The sequence below is a fragment of the Enterococcus sp. DIV1067f genome (genome assembly GCF_050543505.1).
GTDB lineage: Bacteria > Bacillota > Bacilli > Lactobacillales > Enterococcaceae > Enterococcus_D > Enterococcus_D entomosocium.
Map to the genome: position 1 here is coordinate 1,227,268 of NZ_CP172940.1, position 19,168 is coordinate 1,246,435.

The window sequence follows — 19,168 nt, forward strand, 5'->3', positions numbered from 1 at the left end:
GCATAAAATCCGCAGAACGGAGCTGTTTTTTCTCAGAGAGGTGTTGTGAATGAAAGGTTTAACGACGAGCCGATATATCGTTTCTCTCGTTTGTGTCGCAATTTTGTCAGGAGGCGGTGTCTATTTATGGCAAACGGCTCAGCAAAATCAGCAGACGGCGCAACCGGTGACAGAAACGACCACAGAAGCCAGCGGAATGGAGAAAATCCAGTCGCTATATGACCAGATCCTTGCGAATTATTACCAAGAAGTGGATGAGGATGCCTTGATAGAAGGTGCCCTTCAAGGGATGACTGATGCGCTAGATGATCCTTATACGACGTATTTGAACCAATCAGATGCGGATAGCTTAGAACAATCACTTTCTGGAAGTTTTGAAGGGATTGGTGCTACCTTGTCGATCGTTGAAGACTATCCAGAAGTCGCACAAGCGCCGATAAAAAATACGCCTGCTGAAAAAAGTGGTCTGCGGATCAATGACCGAATCGTTAAGGTAGACGGTGAAGATACGCAGGGACAGGAATTATCTGAAGTTGTGGGTAAGATTCGTGGTGAAAAAGGGACGAAAGTCACCTTAACGATTCAACGTGATCAGGACACCTTTGATGTGGAGATCACTCGTGATGTGATCCCAATCGAAACGGTCCATGGAGAAATTGCTGAAAATAATGACACAATCGGTCGTATCGATATTACTTCCTTTGGTGAAAACACAGCAGCTGAGTTGAAAGAAACCATCACCGAACTGCGAGAAGCCGGCGCAAAGTCGTTTGTCTTGGATTTAAGACAAAATCCTGGCGGACTGCTGGACCAAGTACAGATCATGGCAAGTATGTTTTTAGAAAACGGCCAAACGATCGTGAAGTTTGCCAACAATCAAGGGGTGGTCAGTGAGACCAAAGCGAGCGAAGCATTGGATGAAGGATTCAAAGTCACAGAGCCGGTCGTTGTTTTAGTCGACGGCGGCAGTGCCTCTGCATCGGAGATTTTTGCCGCAGCCTTGCAAGAATCAGCGGATATCCCAGTTGTTGGTACAGAAACCTTCGGCAAGGGAACCGTTCAGAACGTGAAAGATCTGGGGGATAATAGTGAATTAAAAATGACGGTCATGAAATGGCTGACACCGGATGAAAATTGGGTCAATGATCAAGGTGTGATGCCGGATTATGAAGAGGACTATCCAGAGTATGCGTATTTCCCGCCATTACCACGGGACAATGCCTTAAAAGCTGGACAATCATCAACGGCAGTCAATAACCTAAATCAATTTCTTAAAGCGTTAGGGTATGCCACTAGTGGTGATACCTTCAATGATGAGACGACAGCAGCAGTGAAGACTTTACAAGAGGCTCATGATTTAAAAGTGACTGGGGAAGTCGATGCAGACACTGCCCAAGCGATCGAAAAAGAAGTAACGGAGAAACTCAAAGCAGAGGACCCAGCATATTTAAAAGCACTGTCCTTGCTTTCTGAAGAATAAACTAAGTGAAAAATTGGAGAGGAGGCAGACGTGTGGAGGCGAAAAAATTCTGGGTTGATCGTTTTTGGCTAGTAGTGAAATATGCGTTGATCGCTTTTGCAACAGCATTCTTGATTCGGGCATTCTTGTTGATCCCAGTTCCTGTTGAAGGAAATTCGATGGAAGGAACCTTAAAACAAGGAGACATGGTGGTCATTGAGAAGATTTCGCCAATCCAACGTTTTGATGTCGTTGTTTTCCAGTTGCCGGATGGTTCGACCTATATCAAGCGGGTGATTGGCTTACCGGGTGAGTCAGTGAAATATGTCAATGATCAGCTTTACATTGATGATGAACCGGTAGATGAAGATTTTCTAGTGAAGAACCGCAGCAATGATCACGAGTCTGTCTCTTACACCAATGACTTTGATTTGGAATCTTTATTAGGTGTTGAGAAATTAGGGAAAGATAGTTACTTTGTCATTGGAGACAATCGACGTGCCTCCAAAGATAGCCGTTCCTTTGGACCAATATCAGGAGAGGCCATTTTAGGCAATGCTCGTTTTGTTTATTATCCATTGACTCATATTCGATTGATTTAGTCTGTGTAAAATCAATAAATAATTAAATAATGAATCCCCCCTTGGAATCATCCGTTGATTCCAAGGGGGGATTTTGTCTAGCTTTTTATTCTTTTTCCAAAGGGAAATGGTTAGCATCGAAAAAAGCGTTTGTTTAGTCACTAATTGCTGTTAATTTTTTTATTTTTTCATTAAAAGCATTCGATAGTTTCTGACATAAATTCGTTTCAAAATCACGATAGCGACAAAAATCAATGATCGCCGAGTTTTCTTCGGTTGTAAAAGGGGGTAAAAGCTGTGGTGAGCTCAAAATATAAAAGTCAAAAGGTTCTTCAGTTGGCAGCGTGATCCGTTCAATTTCAACGTAGGGCAACCGTTCACATATATTAAAAACTTCCATGGAAACCAAGTAGTTAGATACATAGACAAAAGCAACTTTAAGTTTATATTTTTGTTCCTTTTCAATGTAAATGGGATAAAGCAAACAGGCTTGATAAAAAGCAAGATCGGTATAACAGGTTTTTAACCACTCATAACCTTTACGATTTGCTATTTTACGCCAAAAACTTTGAATGGTATTTGTCAAAATCGTATGTAATGGGTATTTATCCTTAATGACATTTGCTTCGAAAAAATTTGAAAGGGGGACTTTTTGCTTAAATATACAGAACTTCAGCAACGTAAGATATGTATTCATATAAAGGAACGACTGATGGTCGAAGTCAAAATCACAGAGAAATTTTTGGCAATGTTCTTCAAACTCAGTCATCAGCTCTTTTAATTCTAGCTTTTCGTGATTGTAACAATCCGCTACAATCGGAAGACGCACATCTTTGGCAGAAGTCAGCATCGGCCAGTAATAAAAAAGAAAGAACAAAGAATTGATCTCAAGAATGTCTATTGCAGAATCAATGATCATAAAGAAAGCAGAGAAGAAATCAAGCTTTTCACCACTGGGGATAAATGATCGGTTCGTTAACTGATAAAGATTTGTCTTGTGACCATCCTTTAAACGAAACAGACAAATCTTGCAATGAAGTAAGGCTTCTTTTTTGCCAATTTCATACTTGCTTTTGTATTTCGTTCCTTCATAGGTAACAAAAAGCTCTTCGATCTCTTGGTCAAAGGCCTTCACCAAACTATCCCCTAAAGAAATGTGCCAGATAAAATTAAACAATAAGATGCGAATCACCATCTCTGAACCGATAAGCGTCATGGCGGATTGATTTAAGGTTACGTTGAATTCCTTTAAATGATCCTGAAGCTTTTTAGTTTGTCGGAAACAAGTCGAACGACTGATATAGTTTCTTTGGCAAAATGCCAGCAAACTTTCATCTTGATTGGTCAAGATACTTAACAACATTTTATAAGAAATACTTTCTTGGGCTAAAAACTGCTGATATTGATTGTATTCAATCAAATTTTTAGGGAGACTAAGGGTGTTTTTATGTAATGAAAGATTTACTGGGGAGAGGTTTTGCAGGTCCTCTTGGATCGAGGAAAGTAAACTTTTCAATCTCGTTGCACTTAAATGGGTCAGATTTTTCACGAACTCTATGTTGTATTCACCCGGAGCAATTGATAGTAGTTTTCCGTAGAGTCCGATTTTGTCTAATGCTCGGGTATCTAAGAGTATTTTTTCAATCAAATGATCACCTTCTTATTTTATTAATAACTTATTTATATTACTGTGTAAAGACACGTCTCAAAACTTTTGCTTTTTTTTAGAAAAACTGAGACAAATTTTTGCCAGAGCTGTCTCATAAAGAACAAAAATAGAAATCGCATGTGAAAAACGCTAGTTTTTTTTAGTTATTAAATAACGTTGGTTAATTGGTTCCGCTTTGAAATAAAAAAACTTTTTTATTTATGAATAACTACAGATGCGTAAATTTTTCCTGTTTTTCAGAAAATAAAAAAAAGAGGTGTCTTTCGCTTCTTTCTTGTATCATCAGCTTGTAATTTTTGATTCTTTGAAAGGAGGTCTTTTTATGTTTTTGACAAAGAGACACCACTGGTTCTCTTTCATTTTCTGTATGTTAGGGGGGATATTATTTTTCATTTATTCGAGTTTGCAAACAAATGGGATAGCAAGTGCACAAGAAGAAAATACGATCGCTATTACCGAAACGGAGCAGATCAAGTTGACAGGTCAACGGGAGGGCAATCAATTTACTTTACGATATCAGCTATCACAAAAAAACAAACAGCAACGCATCTGGCTGCAATTATATGCACTTGATGAAACAAAAGAACAACCGCTAACGAAAACGAACAACAAAGAGGTGGTTTTTATTGAGGATGAATCCGCGCAGTCTTGGCTAACAACACAAGACTTCTTGAAAACACCCTGTGAACAAGAAGTAACGTTTCAACTACCTAATGAAACAAAAAAACTGAAGTTGGCGATTCAGATTGAAGAATATGATCACGAAAATCAAGAATCGCACAAATTGGCGTCTTTGGATGAATTGATAGTTGACATTCCGCTTGCGACAGAATCTGCTTCCTCAGATAGGGTGGAAGTCAGCTCAACTGATTCACAAGCTGCAGAAACCGGCACGGAGTCAACTTCGGAACAAGTGTCGAATGAAGACTCAAAAGGTGTTTCGAATGAAGAAACGCAGGAAGAGACAAAGGAAACAGGAACAACGACAAGTTCTTCTGAAGACGAAACACTCATTGAACCGTTTAAACAAGAACGTCTTTATCAAAAAACGACCGTTTCACAGGCTTTTGCTTCGATTGAACCAGATTATACGACAGACCAAAGCGGGACGTATCCTTCGGCTAATTGGACAATTGATGAAAAGAGCAATGTCTTAAATCATCAGGGGAACAAAGATGCAGGCGAAACCTGGGATGGCGTAACTACATGGAATGGTGATCCAGAAAATTTGACCAACTCGTATATTGAGTATGGTGGTGTGGGAGATGAAGCGGATTTTGCTTTACGGAAATTTGCAAAAGAGACGAATACTCCAGGACTGTTTGATGTCTACCTAAATGTACGAGGGAATGTTCAACGCCAAATTGATCCGATCGATGTTGTGTTGGTAGTGGATTGGTCAGGGAGTATGAATGAGATGGGACGCATCACTGAGGTAAAAAAAGGTGTGGATCGCTTTTTGAATCAAATTGAAGGAAGCGGCATTCAAGACAGTGTCTACATGGGCTATGTCGGTTATTCCAGTGATGGTAACAATTACCAAAACAAAACCTGCCAGTTAGGAAAATTTTCTGAAGTCAAAGAGACGATCCGAACGATGACGCCAGAAACAGCAGCTGGGGGGACCTTTACCCAAAGAGGGCTTCGCCAAGCTGGGGATATGCTATCAACGCAAAATGGACATAAGAAAGTCATCGTTTTGCTAACAGATGGCGTGCCGACCTACAGTTATCATGTGTCCAAAGTGCATACACAAGCAGATGGTAGTTATTATGGAACCGCCTTTTCTCTTTCTCAAGACCAGCCGATGAATACTTCACATCTCTACAACGGGTATTTTGCATCTGATCAGTACGGTAACTCTAAATGGATCAACAATACGTTTGTCGCCACGATCGGTGAGGCGATGGCGTTAAAAGAGCGCGGGATTGAGATTCACGGATTGGGGATTCAACTGCAAGGGGATCAAACAGCTGGGTATACAAAGGCCGATGTTGAGAACAAAATGAGACAGATGGTTTCTGCTGATGAAGAGGGGCATCTTTATTATGAGTCAGCCAATGAAGCAGCGGATATTGCCGACTATCTCGAGAAAAAAGCCCTTCATATTTCGGCGACAGTCACTGATGGAGAGATTACTGACCCCATTTCGCAGCCATTTTTATACGAAGAAAATAGCTTGTCCATCAAAAGTGTCGGTTCTGCTGCTCTAACGGTGCAGCCTGAGGTCACGATATCTGACAATACACTCAATGCTTCTGGTCTTTATTTAGGCGAAGGACAGGAACTGCAAATTCATTATCAAGTGCGGATTCAAACGGAAGCAGCGGATTTTAAACCAGATACTTGGTATCAAATGAATGGAGAAACGGTGTTTTATCCGAATCATCAGTCCGATCAAAAGGCATTGTTTGGTGTGCCTTCTGCCAAAGCACCTGGGAAAGAGTTGACGATCAAAAAAGTCTGGGAGGAATACGATGGCGATACGTCAAGTCGCCCAGAATCTGTCTATTTTGAAATAAGCAGAAGCCCAGTTACTAGCAAGGAGAGCTGGCAAACAGGATATCTCAAACTTACTGAGACCGATGCACAAGATCAGACAAGTTGGGAACGAAGCAAGGTTTCCGCGGTTTCTGAAAAGGATGGAACGGATTACGAAGAAACCCGGCTACTGCCGCTTTATAACAATCAAGGAGAAACGTTTAATTATCAAGTCACAAATGAACTGGCAGTATCAGGCTACGAATCGACAAGAGTGGACGTTTCTACATGGAAAAACACAAAGACATTTGTGCCCCTCGCATTAAATCTGATCAAAAAATCCGCTGTAGGAGAGGTGAAGCTGACAGGTGCTGTTTTTGAATTGACGGGCGCTGGAAAGACAGTAACCCTTGTGGATCAAGGGGATGGAACGTACGGGATGCCAGCAGATACTACGTTGCAAAAAAGTCAGACGTATCGTTTAAAGGAAGTCACTGCACCGGCGGGACATCATTTGGCTAAGCAAACAGAGTGGCTGATCCATATTGATGAGCAAGGGCATGCGACGATTGATGGACAACCTGTCACACTGGTCGAGCATACGATTATCCTGGAGATTACCAATCCGTTTACAGAAATTCCAGTCGCTATTCGAAAATATTCGTTGCAAAATGAGCAGCAAGTATTGTTAGCAGGCGCTGTCTTTTCTCTTCAACAAAAAACAGCAGGAGGGGATTATCAAGAAATCGCCTCAGAAACGTCGGATGATGTTGGGATGGCTGAATTTACGATCCTTGAGCCTGGCGCTTATCGTATCTCAGAAACAGCCGGTCCGCTCGGATATGATACGGTTGCCGGTGACTATGAATTTGTCGTTGGTACAGACGGAAAAATCCAGTATCAAGGGGAAAATGTCGACGGGGATGCCAACTGTTGGACCCTTACCCATGGCAATCAGTTAAAACCTTTTGATTTGGTGGTCAATAAACAGGATGAACTGGGACAAGCACTTGAGGGGGCAAAATTCCGGCTAAGTGGAAACGGACGGACTGTCGAACTGCCTGAAAACGGAGAAGCACTAGCGGTATTTCACTTCCAAGATCTCACACCCGGCAGCTATACCTTGGAAGAAACTGGTACACCCGCAGGCTATGCAGGTTTAACAGCACCTGTCCAAATCAAGATTGAAGAGGATGGTCAGGTCTTTATCGATGAAGAACGACTACCGAATCTTCTTGTTTCTGGAGAAAAGAACAATCAAATAGAATTGATCGTAACCAATCAAGTGAAAGTGTCTCTTCCTGAAACCGGAGGGAATTGGCATGGATGGATGGTCATTCTTTCAGCAAGTCTGCTAGTCCTTTTAGCTGGTAGCTATTTGCACGTTAAGCGCAAAGATAAGCCTTCATTAAAGTAATTTTTCCATTAGCGAATGAAAAACGAAAAAAAATTTAGAAGAGAGGAAAGAACAATGAAAAAGATTTTTAATCATACGAAAATGGTTTGTCTCCTATTTTTACTTTTGCCATTTGTCTTTTTTGGAACAAAAAATCAGCAAGTGTCTGCAGAGAGCAATTTGGCACAGATCCATCTCCATAAAAAGAAAATGGTCAATCTGCCAGGTTCATTGATTCAAAATAGTGGGACTGAGATGGAAGAGTTTGATCAATACCAAGGCTTAGCCGATGTCACTTTTTCTGTCTATGATGTGACAGCAGCATTTTATGAAAAACGATCTGCAGGGGCATCCGTTGAAGAAGCCAAGCGTCAAGTTCAAACCTTGACGTCTGGTTCCCCTATAGCTAGCGGGAAAACAGATGCAGCCGGTGATTTGGTTTTTGAATTGCCGAAAAAACAAGCCGATCGGGATGCAGTTTACACCATTGTAGAAGCCCCTAAAGACGGCGTTACAACTGCTGAGAATATGGTGATCGCCTTTCCCGTATATGAAATGATCCAACAAGCTGATGGCTCATATGTTTATGGAGAAGAAGAGCTAGACACGATCCATCTTTATCCGAAGAATATCGTCACAAATGAAGGAACGCTCCTTGTGAATAAGCGAGGAACGGGGGAAAACGAACCACTGAATGATGCGGAATTTGTTGTTTCAAAGCAAGAAGGACGCGAAAATACCAAGAAATACATTTTAAGTGCAGCCGATGGACTTTATACATGGACAACTGACAAACAGGCAGCGTACCGTTTTTTGACAGGCAAACAATATGCTGCTGGAGACGCTGGTATCGATGTGAGTGAGAACCAAAAAGGACAGCTAAAGATTGCGCAACTAGAAACAGGCGCCTATCAATTAGAGGAAACGAAAGCCCCAAGTCAAGCCGCCTTAATCGAGGAAGAAAGAATCAAGGATTTCTCGATTGATTCAGGAAGTAACGTTACTGTTGAGCTAACAATCAAGAATGACACAACAAATGTTACAAAAACAACACCACAATTAGACGGCAAAGACGTGGAGATCGGCGAAAGAATCCAATATCACCTAACGGTCAATATCCCATCAGGTATTCAAGATAAAGTAGGATCAGAAAACAAATACAAACATTTTCAATTGATCGATGCCCATGATCCAGCATTAACTTTTGAAAATACAGCTGAAGGAGAAACGGGCTATGCATTGTATGATGGAGAGCAGAAAATCGATGCGACGAATTACCAAGTAACGGAAAAAGAGCATGGCTTTACGGTAACTATCAATCCAGAATTCGTGCCGCAATTAACGCCGGGAAATCAATTGCGCTTTGTGTATTATATGTATTTAAATGAACAAGCTATGCCTATCAATGGCTTTACGAATAAAGCAAATGTAGAAACGGATTTCATGACGGATCAAACGCCTCCAAGCGTGGAAGTTTTGACAGGGGGCAAACGGTTCTTAAAAGTCGATGGGGCTGTGACCGCTACCGAAGCATTGGCAGATGCAGTTTTTGTTGTACGGGATCAAGACCGTGATGATGCCAACTACCTGAAAATCGAAGAAGGAACCAAACAGGTATCTTGGGTGCAAACAGCGGATGAAGCGACGAAATTTACCACAGGGACAGATGGATTAGTTGATATCATCGGGTTAAAATTTGGCACCTACTATTTGGAAGAAGTAAAAGCACCAAAAAATTATGTACTGCTAACAAATCGCATCGCTTTTGAAGTACATGAAACGTCTTATGGAACGAAAGAGCAATTGGGAGATCCAGAAAAAGTCCCTAACCGCCGCAAAGGAACCTTACCGGCAACTGGTGGTGCCGGCACGTATTTAATGGGCGCCATCGGAGTGGTGATCGTTGGTTTAGCTGGGTGTTATTTTGTTAAACGGAAAAAAGGGTAAGTAAATGAGATGAAAATGCACGATGACAATCAAAAGGAAAAGAAATGGCACGAAAGTACCTACTCAAAAAGTGACTTTGTTGGATGTTCTAATGGGTATTCTGCTGCTGCTAGGTGTTCTGATCATCAGTTATCCTTTTGTAAGTAATCAGCTCAACACCTTTTTGGATCAACAGTTGATCAGCTACTACCAAAGCCAAGCTAAAAAAATGAGTGAAATAGAAAAACAACAAAAAAGGAACCAGTTGGAACGAGTAAATCAAGAGCTGGCACAGCATCCCAGCAATCCTGGAATCAAAGAAACGCAAGATTTATCAGAAACAAGGGACTCAGAATCAGGCGATACACCTGATTACTATGAACGACATACGATCGGCGTTTTAAAGATCCCCGTGATTGGTGTCGCTCTCCCGATTTTTGATCAAACCACCGATACGTTGTTAAAAAGAGGAGCAACATTATTGGAGGGCGCTTCGTATCCAATAGGTGGTGAAGATACCCATGCAGTTCTGTGCGGACACCGTGGGTTAACGAGTGCAACCCTCTTTACGGATCTGCCTAAGCTGCAGATCGGCGATGAGTTTTATATCGAAACGTTTGATGATACGTTGGCGTATCAAATAGATCAGATTAAAACGGTCGCCCCTGATGATACCGAAGCACTAAAAATTGTCAAAGGCAGTGATTATGTCACCTTACTAACCTGCACACCCTATATGGTCAATAGCCATCGTTTATTGGTTCGCGGCAAAAGGGTTTCTTACAATGAAGAAAATGAAACAAGTGCCGCAAAAAAAGCAAACCAGCAGGATTTGTGGGTGCTGCTAGTTGTAAGCACCATACTATTACTACTCCTGCTGGTGATTAGCAGAATCAAAAGAAAAAAACAGCATGATTTGATCACTCCCAGTGATAAGAAGAAAAGATAGCAGGTTTTCCTCTAGATCCACTAGAAAATGACTTGTTAACCTTACTCAGAACGAAACATGTCGTGTGAAATATGGTACAATAACGAAGATAAAAGGTAGTAAAAAGCAGTCGGTCTAATGGTAAAGGTGTCAGAAAAAAGGAAGAATGAGTGGATAGACAAGCTTTTTCCAACCACTTCCCCAAAATTAAAAAGCGAGAAAGCGCGTATGACGCATGAGAATCGCGCTGAAAGCTTTACCTATGCACGAGGTTGGAACAAGAACATTGTCCTAAAGCAATTTTAGCAAAATGCCCAGTGTGACTAGTTTCTCTGATGGTTTTAGAGCAAATAGTCCTCGTTCTTGTCAGATATATACTGCATGGATTTAGACACTACTGTCTTTTTACCAATTCGAAGAAGTACCAAGGAGGAAAACGTTCAAATGACCATTCAATGGTTTCCAGGCCATATGGCGAAAGCCAGACGTGAAGTAAGTGAAAAATTAAAATTCGTGGATATCGTTTTTGAACTCGTGGACGCACGCTTGCCGATCTCATCCCGCAACCCCATGCTGGACCAATTATTACAGCAAAAACCACGATTGATCTTGATCAATAAAGCGGATTTAGCAGATCCCGTTCAAACCAAAAAATGGGAGCATTATTTCCAAGCACAAGGCTATTTAGCCTTGGCGATCAACGCCCAAGACAATCAAGGCGTCAAAGCCATTGTCCCGACGGCTAAGCAAGTCTTGAAGGAAAAAATCGCTCGTGACAAAGCCAGAGGATTGAAGCCCCGTGCGATTCGAGCGATGGTGATTGGCATTCCGAATGTCGGAAAATCAACCTTGATGAACCGTTTAGTAGGGAAGAAAATTGCTCAGACGGGTAATAAACCCGGCGTGACCAAAGGACAGCAATGGCTGCGTTTTGGGACTGATCTAGAGCTGCTAGATACGCCTGGGATCTTATGGCCAAAATTTGAAGATCCTGAGATTGGTAAAAAATTGGCATTGACGGGGGCTATTAAAGATCAGCTGATCCATTTGGATGATATCGCATTGTATGGACTTGATTTTTTTGCCCGTTATTATCCTGAAAGAATCGCCAATCGTTACCAACTAAAGGCGGAGGAAGAGGCGTTGTTAGCGCCAGACCTGTTGATGAAAATCACTGAAAAACGTGGGTATAAAGATAACTATGATCGAGGAAGCGAGCTTGTTGTCTTTGACATTCGGCAAGGAAAATTAGGCCGTTATACACTAGATCGAGTGGAGGAAATGGAAAGCCAAGATGAAACAACCGATTAAGTCAATCAAAGAGCGATTATTTGATCCAACATTTAATGACCTGGCATTTTTACAGGAATTGCAGGCAGATGAACGCGCGGGGGTCCAAAAGCTACTGCAACAATATGAGAAACAATTAGTTAAACAGCAGCTTTTGCAGGAGAAATACGAAGAAATGATGCGTTTTGAAAACGAAGCATTTCAACAAGGTGCCCGTTTTATCGCCGGTTTAGATGAAGTGGGGCGTGGACCATTAGCAGGACCCGTGGTGTCAGCTGCGGTCATTCTGCCTAAAGAATGTCAGATCTTAGGTCTGAATGATTCAAAACAGCTTTCTGCGAAGAAAAGAGAAGAACTGTTTATCGAAATTCAAAATAAAGCCGTGGCTGTCGGTATCGGTGTGGTTAGTCCTGAAGAAATCGATCGGATAAATATCTATCAAGCGAGCCGCCTGGCGATGAAAGAAGCTTTGATCGACTTAGCGGTCAAGCCGGAACATTTGCTCATTGATGCGATGACCATCGAGACCGACATCCCTCAACAAAGCTTGATCAAAGGCGATGCCCGCTCCATTTCGATTGCCGCAGCAAGTATCATTGCCAAAGTCTATCGTGACAATTTAATGAAAGATTTTCATGATGTGTATCCTTTTTATGGGTTTGATCAAAATGCTGGGTATGGGACCAAAGTTCATTTAGAAGGGTTAGCTGCCCATGGAATTTGCCCTATTCATCGAAAAACCTTTGCCCCAGTTAAACAATACCTATAAATTTCATCCAACCCTCTTTTTTTAGCGAATCTTATAAGTAAGATCACTAAGAAAAGAGGGCTTTGTTTATGAAATATCAACAAGCAACAGATTTTGAAAAACAGTTGATAAAACTGTACTACTGTCAGGGAATCGGTCTGCAAGGTTGCTGGAAGATTATTTGGCATTGGCTGGAAACAAAAGAAATGCGTTGTTCGTTGGAAGAGATGATTGCCATCGGCGTCCTTCCACAGCATAGGACGGTCTTTCGCCGATCGTGGGAGCAAATGACAGAAGAGCATATCACACAAAAGATGGGGGGACAAAACTACCTCACCTTCTTTTCAGCGGAGTATCCGATGCTTTTAAGACAAATTGCGGACCCACCATTATTACTATTTTACGAAGGAAATCTGCAATTGTTGCAAACGCCCATGATTGGATTTGTCGGCGCAAGAACAGCTTCTCGCTACGCGCGTAAAGTTTGCGAAAAGCTGATCCCGCCTTTAGTGACAGAAAACTATACGATCGTCAGTGGATTAGCAAATGGCGTCGACAGTTTTGCCCATGAATCAGCCATCAGAAATCGGGGACAAACCATTGCCGTGATTGCTTCTGGTTTGGAACGTTGTTATCCTACTTCTGCGTATCCGTTGTTCCAGCAGATTCGTCAAGAACATCTAGTACTGAGTGAATATTCTCACGACACCAAACCGCAAAGACATCACTTCCCCTTACGCAATCGCATCATTGCCGGTATTTCAAAAGCAATCTGTGTGATTGAAGCTAAAGAAAGAAGCGGTTCTTTGATTACGGCACAATTAGCAATGGAAAATGGCCGAGAAGTTTTTGCAGTGCCTGGTGAAATGATTTCCGATCAGTCAAAAGGTTGTCACCACTTGATTCAAGATGGCGCAAAATGTACGATTAGTGTGTCAGATATTTTACAGGAGTTAGCCTTTTTTTGATTTTTCCAATCAACCTTCCTTGACAAACCTTTTCTTGAAAGCTATGATAAGCTACGATTTGTATGTTTCATCTGCATACGATAGGTTCACTGATTGATAGAATATAATAGTAGGAAAAATTCAGGAAGGAGCCATTCTTTATATGGCATATAAATATTTAGTAATCGTGGAATCGCCGGCAAAGGCGAAAACCATTGAAAAATACCTTGGACGAAATTACAAAGTCGTCGCAAGTGTCGGTCATATTCGTGATCTTCCTAAAAGTAAAATGGGAATTGATGTCGAAAATGACTACGAACCGCATTACATTTCGATCCGTGGCAAGGGCGATGTGATCAAAAGTCTCCGCTCAGCTGCGAAAAAAGCCGAAAAAGTCTACCTCGCAAGTGACCCGGATAGAGAAGGAGAAGCTATTGCGTGGCATTTAGCTTTTCTACTAGGGTTAGATTTAAAAGATAAAAACCGAGTCGTCTTTAATGAGATCACTAAGGATGCGGTCAAGGCAGCTTTCAAAGAACCAAGAACGATCGATGTAGATCTCGTTGACGCTCAACAAGCGCGCCGGATTTTAGATCGATTGGTGGGGTATTCATTGAGCCCGATCCTTTGGCGTAAAGTGAAAAAAGGCTTGAGTGCTGGCCGTGTTCAATCGGTGGCGCTTAAGATTATTATAGATCGTGAAAAAGAGATCCGTGAGTTTGTTCCTGAAGAATATTGGAGCATCGATGGGAACTTTAAAAAAGCCACGAAAAAATTCAAAGCCAATTTTTGGGGCCTAGATGGCAAAAAGAAAAAATTACCGAATGCTGAAAGCATAAAAGAAATCACCGATCGTCTTTCTAGTAAAGAGTTTCAAGTGACGAAGGTTGAAAAGAAAGAACGCAAACGCAACCCGGCGGCACCGTTTACCACCAGTAGCTTGCAACAAGAAGCAGCCCGTAAACTGAACTTTCGAACGCGGAAAACCATGATGGTCGCACAGCAGCTCTATGAAGGGATCGCTCTTGGTAAACAAGGAACCGTTGGTTTGATCACCTATATGCGTACCGATTCGACCCGAATCGCAGACACAGCCAAAGGCGAAGCGGCCGAATTTATTGAAAGTACTTATGGTTCAGAGTTCTCGGCGCACGGTGGCAAAAAACGCGCGAATGCACAAGGGGCACAAGATGCCCATGAAGCGGTAAGACCAACAAGTGTGATGCGTACGCCAGAAGCCATGGAGAAATTCTTAGACAAAGACCAACTGAAACTGTATCGCTTGATCTGGTCTCGCTTTGTGGCTAGTCAAATGACGCCGGCGATTTTGGATACAATGAAAGTTACCTTGGATCAAAATGGTGTCATCTTTATTGCCAATGGTTCAAAGATCAAATTTAAAGGGTTTATGCAGGTCTATGTGGAAGGGCGCGATGATGGCAAAGAAGACAAAGAGAACATTTTGCCAGAGTTAGTTGAAGGAGATGTGGTCCAATCCGTATCGATCGAACCAAAACAGCATTTCACTCAACCACCTGCCCGCTACAGTGAGGCCACCTTGATCAAAACCCTTGAAGAGAACGGTGTGGGTCGTCCTTCAACTTATGCACCAACGTTGGAAACAATCCAACGACGTTATTATGTGAAATTGACACAAAAACGTTTTGAGCCAACTGAACTTGGTGAGATCGTCAATTCATTGATCGAGGAATTCTTCCCGCAAATCGTTGATATGCATTTTACTGCTGAAATGGAAAATAGCTTGGATAGCATTGAAGCTGGGAAAGAAGAATGGGTCAAAGTCGTCGATCAATTCTACCGTCCCTTTGAAAAAGAATTGACGACCGCAGAAGAAAGTATCGAAAAAATCCAAATCAAAGACGAACCTGCAGGCTTTGACTGTGACCTTTGTGGCCATCCAATGGTGATCAAATTAGGTCGCTACGGAAAATTTTATGCCTGCAGCAATTTCCCTGACTGTCGCAACACGAAACCAATCGTCAAAGAAATCGGCGTTGAGTGCCCGGTCTGTCACCAAGGCCAAGTTGTTGAACGCAAATCGAAAAAAAATCGGTTGTTTTATGGATGTACCCGCTATCCGGACTGTGACTTTACTTCTTGGGACAAACCTGTAGGCCGTAATTGTCCGAAATGTGATAATTACTTAGTCGAGAAGAAAGTCAAAGGCGGCAAGCAAGTCGTGTGTATCAATGGGGACTATGAAGAAAATGTGCAAAAATAACTAGCAGGATTCCCTGTTAAAAAAAGAATCGGCGCATTCTTTTGAACGGTCAGCCTCGATGTTGGCTGACAAAAGAAAGTGCCGGTCCTTTTGATTAATACAAGCAGTTTCTTATGAGAAGAGGCGAGCTTTTGAAATAAAAGGAGAGCACTATGAAAGAAATCAATGTTATTGGTGCCGGTTTAGCCGGAAGCGAAGCTGCTTGGCAAGCAGCGCAAGCAGGTGTCGCAGTAAAGCTTTATGAAATGCGTCCTAAGAAATCGACAGAAGCCCATCACACAAATAATTTTGCTGAACTTGTTTGTACGAATTCACTTCGGGGCAACAATTTAACGAATGCGGTCGGTGTTTTGAAAGAAGAAATGCGCCGCTTAGATTCAGTCATTATTACCTCTGCAGACAAAACAGCTGTTCCAGCAGGGGGTGCTTTAGCTGTGGATCGTGATGATTTCTCAGAGTTAGTAACCAAACGTGTAAAAGAACATCCTTTAGTCACTGTCATCGAAGAGGAGATCACTGAAATTCCAGAAGGGATTACCGTGATTGCAACTGGACCTTTGACTTCTGAACCTTTATCAAAAGCGATCCAAGCTTTTAACGGATCAGAAGGATTTTATTTCTATGACGCAGCAGCACCGATCGTCGATAAATCCACCATCAATATGGATAAAGTTTATTTGAAATCACGCTACGACAAAGGCGAAGCAGCCTATCTGAACTGTCCAATGAACGAAGAGGAGTTTTATGCGTTTCGTGAAGCTTTAGTCAATGCGGAAGTGGCCCCTTTGAAAGAATTCGAAAAAGAAAAATTCTTTGAAGGATGTATGCCAATCGAAGTTATGGCTGGCCGTGGACCGAAAACTATGTTGTTTGGTCCGATGAAACCCGTTGGTTTGGAAGATCCGAAAACCGGCAAGCGTCCTTATGCAGTGATTCAGCTGCGGCAAGACAATGCAGCTGCTTCTCTGTACAACATCGTTGGTTTTCAAACACATTTGAAATGGGGCGAGCAAAAGCGGGTATTCCGGATGATCCCTGGTTTGGAAGAGGCAGAATTTGTGCGCTACGGCGTGATGCATCGGAATAGTTTTATGAATTCACCAGAGTTGTTACAACAAACGTACCAATCGAAAAAACGTGAAGACCTCTTTTTTGCTGGTCAGATGACAGGCGTTGAAGGGTATGTTGAAAGTGCAGCCAGTGGATTGATGGCCGGGATCAACGCTGCCAAACTTGCAAAAGGGGAAGCGCCGATCATTATGCCACAAGAGACGACAATTGGCAGTATGGCGTATTATATCACTCATGCAGAAGGCAAACACTTCCAACCGATGAATGCCAACTTTGGTTTGCTGCCAGAACTTCCAGAACGAATCAGAGATAAAAAATCTCGTTATGAAGCATTGGCAAACCGGGCATTAGCTGCCTTAGAAGAAGCCAAAGAACAACTATAAGAGCGATGAGTCATCACCTTCTTACTAATAAATGGTAAGAAGGTTTTTTTTTAATTTGTCTTGAAACTTTAATCAAGGTGACTTATGATAGACAGTAACAATGACAGAAGGTGGTGAAGATGGTGATTGGAGAATGGATTCATTTGATTCAAAACTATTTACAGCGTTTTCCTACAGTAATTCAATTTTTAGGATGGCTGATCCTGTTGGTCGGGGTCATTTTCGTTGTCTTTGTTTTATTTAGTTTGCTGTTAGGTCCCATTATGTGGCTTTACAATCGCATCACAGACAAAAACCGCAGCAATGTCATTAGTCGCAATGATTTTGTGATCGGTGAACTGACGGAAAAGATTGTCGGAGATACAATCGGCGAAGTCATGGAGATAGGGAGTCAAGGTGCACGTTCTGTTTATCCTGCACGTTTTTTTCGGGAAGAAGATCGTGAAAACAATGTTCGATTGCCAGTCGGAACCAAAGTCATCATTGTCGATTTTGATAAAAAAGGGATCGCGTTGGTGGTGGAAAGTAAAAATTTTATAGAATAGGAAGTGTTACGTTATGGTGGATACAGGATCAGCAGTAGATTTTTTAAGTAATCCGATTTTATGGGGTGTTGTCCTCGTTGTTTTATTGATCGCTTTTTTGATGATACGCTATCGCATTGGGAAACCCGATGAAGCATTGATCGTTACGGGGTCGTTTTTAGGAAAAGAAGGCATCAAAATCTTAAAAAACAGTGGGACGTTTGTGATTCCTATTGTTCAAAAAGCCCATAAATTAAGTTTATTGACCCACAAGTTAGAGATTGGGACACCAGAAGTTTATACGGAACAAGGCGTACCGATCAAAGCCAGTGCGACGGTGCTTGTAAAGGTCGGCAACAGTACCGAGTCGATCAAGACAGCTGCTGAGCAATACTTAGGCAAATCCACAGGTGAATTGGAAGATGAAGCCCAAGAAGTCTTAGAAGGTCACTTACGGGCGATTCTAGGAACGATGACGGTAGAAGCCATCTATAAAAACCGCGATGATTTTGCGGAACAAGTGCAAGAAGTTGCCTCTACGGATTTGAAGAAAATGGGGTTGGAGATCGTTTCGTTTACGATCAAAGATGTCAGCGACAGCAATGGCTACTTGGATGCGTTAGGACGCCCTCAGATTGCTGAAGTGAAAAAAAATGCCGAAGTAGCGGAATCCAATGCCTTAAGAGAAACTCGAATCAAGCAAGCTGAGAATGAGCAATTGGCACAGCATGAAGAGATCCGTCGCCAAACAGAAATTGCAGAAGCGACAAAAGATATGGCATTGAAACAAGCACAATACAAACAAGAACGCGAAGTTGCGGATGCGAAAGCGGAACAGATCGCGGTCGGCGAACAAATGAAAGTTCAATTGATCGAACAAGAAAAAAATATCGAGATTCAAGAAAAACAAGCGGAATTGACGGAAAAAGAATTGAATGCAACTGTCCGTAAAAAAGCCGAAGCGGATAAATATGTGGTTGAACAAAACGCTTTAGCAGACAAAGCAAGAGAAATCGCACGAGCACAAGCGGAAGCGGAAAAAGTCAAATTAGCTGCCCAAGCAGAAGCCGAACGAATTGAAAAACTAGGTAGTGCCGACGCGGAACGGATCGCAAAAGTCGGTCAAGCCGAAGCGGAAAGCCGTGAAAAGATGGCGATTGCTTTGACCAAACTGAACGAAGCTGGTATTTTGATGGAGTTCATCAAAGTGCTGCCTGAAATCGCGAAAGAGGTCAATGCGCCACTGAGCAATATTGATAAAGTGGTTAGCTTTGGCGGCAATGATGGTCTTCAATCAATGGGGGAAGCTGGTTTAGCGCGAACCTTTGATACGATCAAAGAGACAACCGGATTAGACTTAGTTGGGTTAATCAATGACACGATGTCCACAAAACAAGGAAACAAAGAGCTAGTTCAGGTTGTATCTGAAAGCACTGGTTCGCATCAGCCAACAACTGATCCAATCGAATAAAAGCAAATAAGTGGAAACGTATCAGTCCCTCTTTCTTTTGAGGAGAGGGACT

General features: G+C 42.1%; 13 protein-coding genes. 12 read left to right on the forward strand and 1 reads right to left on the reverse strand.

The window, feature by feature from the left end; all coding sequences use genetic code 11:
* Positions 1-49 precede the first annotated feature (49 nt).
* Positions 50-1,480: a S41 family peptidase gene (locus tag IGJ42_RS05825; RefSeq protein WP_086332225.1), complete on the forward strand. Its 1,431-nt coding sequence runs from the start codon at positions 50-52 to the stop codon at positions 1,478-1,480.
* Between the two features lie 32 nt (positions 1,481-1,512).
* The gene (gene lepB, locus IGJ42_RS05830; RefSeq protein WP_086299602.1) at positions 1,513-2,061 is read left to right on the forward strand and encodes a signal peptidase I; all 549 of its coding nucleotides are present in this window, start codon (positions 1,513-1,515) and stop codon (positions 2,059-2,061) included.
* Positions 2,062-2,194: 133 nt separating this feature from the next.
* Here lepB and IGJ42_RS05835 read toward each other — a convergent pair whose 3' ends face one another.
* Positions 2,195-3,688 (reverse strand): helix-turn-helix domain-containing protein, encoded by a 1,494-nt coding sequence (locus tag IGJ42_RS05835; RefSeq protein WP_005236849.1) that lies wholly within the window; start codon positions 3,686-3,688, stop codon positions 2,195-2,197.
* A 343-nt stretch (positions 3,689-4,031) separates the two neighbouring features.
* Here IGJ42_RS05835 and IGJ42_RS05840 point away from each other — a divergent pair, with 343 nt between their 5' ends.
* From IGJ42_RS05840 to IGJ42_RS05885, 10 genes are all read left to right on the forward strand, one after another.
* Positions 4,032-7,607 (forward strand): SpaA isopeptide-forming pilin-related protein, encoded by a 3,576-nt coding sequence (locus tag IGJ42_RS05840; RefSeq protein ID WP_086332226.1) that lies wholly within the window; start codon positions 4,032-4,034, stop codon positions 7,605-7,607.
* Between the two features lie 54 nt (positions 7,608-7,661).
* Positions 7,662-9,533: a SpaH/EbpB family LPXTG-anchored major pilin gene (locus IGJ42_RS05845; protein ID WP_034878666.1), complete on the forward strand. Its 1,872-nt coding sequence runs from the start codon at positions 7,662-7,664 to the stop codon at positions 9,531-9,533.
* A 22-nt stretch (positions 9,534-9,555) separates the two neighbouring features.
* Positions 9,556-10,461: a class C sortase gene (locus IGJ42_RS05850; protein ID WP_086332227.1), complete on the forward strand. Its 906-nt coding sequence runs from the start codon at positions 9,556-9,558 to the stop codon at positions 10,459-10,461.
* Positions 10,462-10,884: 423 nt separating this feature from the next.
* Positions 10,885-11,751, forward strand: coding sequence for a ribosome biogenesis GTPase YlqF (ylqF, locus tag IGJ42_RS05855; RefSeq protein WP_005229614.1), 867 nt, complete (start codon positions 10,885-10,887; stop codon positions 11,749-11,751).
* Complete coding sequence (locus tag IGJ42_RS05860; protein WP_005236834.1) at positions 11,735-12,499, forward strand: ribonuclease HII; 765 nt, start codon at positions 11,735-11,737, stop codon at positions 12,497-12,499. The genes ylqF and IGJ42_RS05860 overlap by 17 nt, the downstream gene beginning before the upstream one ends.
* A 68-nt stretch (positions 12,500-12,567) precedes the next feature.
* Positions 12,568-13,446, forward strand: coding sequence for a DNA-processing protein DprA (gene dprA / locus IGJ42_RS05865; protein ID WP_430616014.1), 879 nt, complete (start codon positions 12,568-12,570; stop codon positions 13,444-13,446).
* Positions 13,447-13,588: 142 nt separating this feature from the next.
* Positions 13,589-15,667 (forward strand): type I DNA topoisomerase, encoded by a 2,079-nt coding sequence (topA, locus tag IGJ42_RS05870; RefSeq protein WP_008379664.1) that lies wholly within the window; start codon positions 13,589-13,591, stop codon positions 15,665-15,667.
* Positions 15,668-15,819: 152 nt separating this feature from the next.
* Positions 15,820-17,121, forward strand: coding sequence for an FADH(2)-oxidizing methylenetetrahydrofolate--tRNA-(uracil(54)-C(5))-methyltransferase TrmFO (gene trmFO, locus IGJ42_RS05875; RefSeq protein WP_016613226.1), 1,302 nt, complete (start codon positions 15,820-15,822; stop codon positions 17,119-17,121).
* 119 nt (positions 17,122-17,240) lie between these two features.
* Positions 17,241-17,666 carry a hypothetical protein gene (locus tag IGJ42_RS05880; protein WP_008379668.1) on the forward strand — a complete coding sequence of 142 codons (426 nt, stop codon included), beginning with the start codon at positions 17,241-17,243 and terminating at the stop codon, positions 17,664-17,666.
* A gap of 13 nt (positions 17,667-17,679) precedes the next feature.
* The gene (locus tag IGJ42_RS05885; protein WP_016613227.1) at positions 17,680-19,116 is read left to right on the forward strand and encodes a flotillin family protein; all 1,437 of its coding nucleotides are present in this window, start codon (positions 17,680-17,682) and stop codon (positions 19,114-19,116) included.
* The last annotated feature ends 52 nt before the right edge of the window (positions 19,117-19,168 follow it).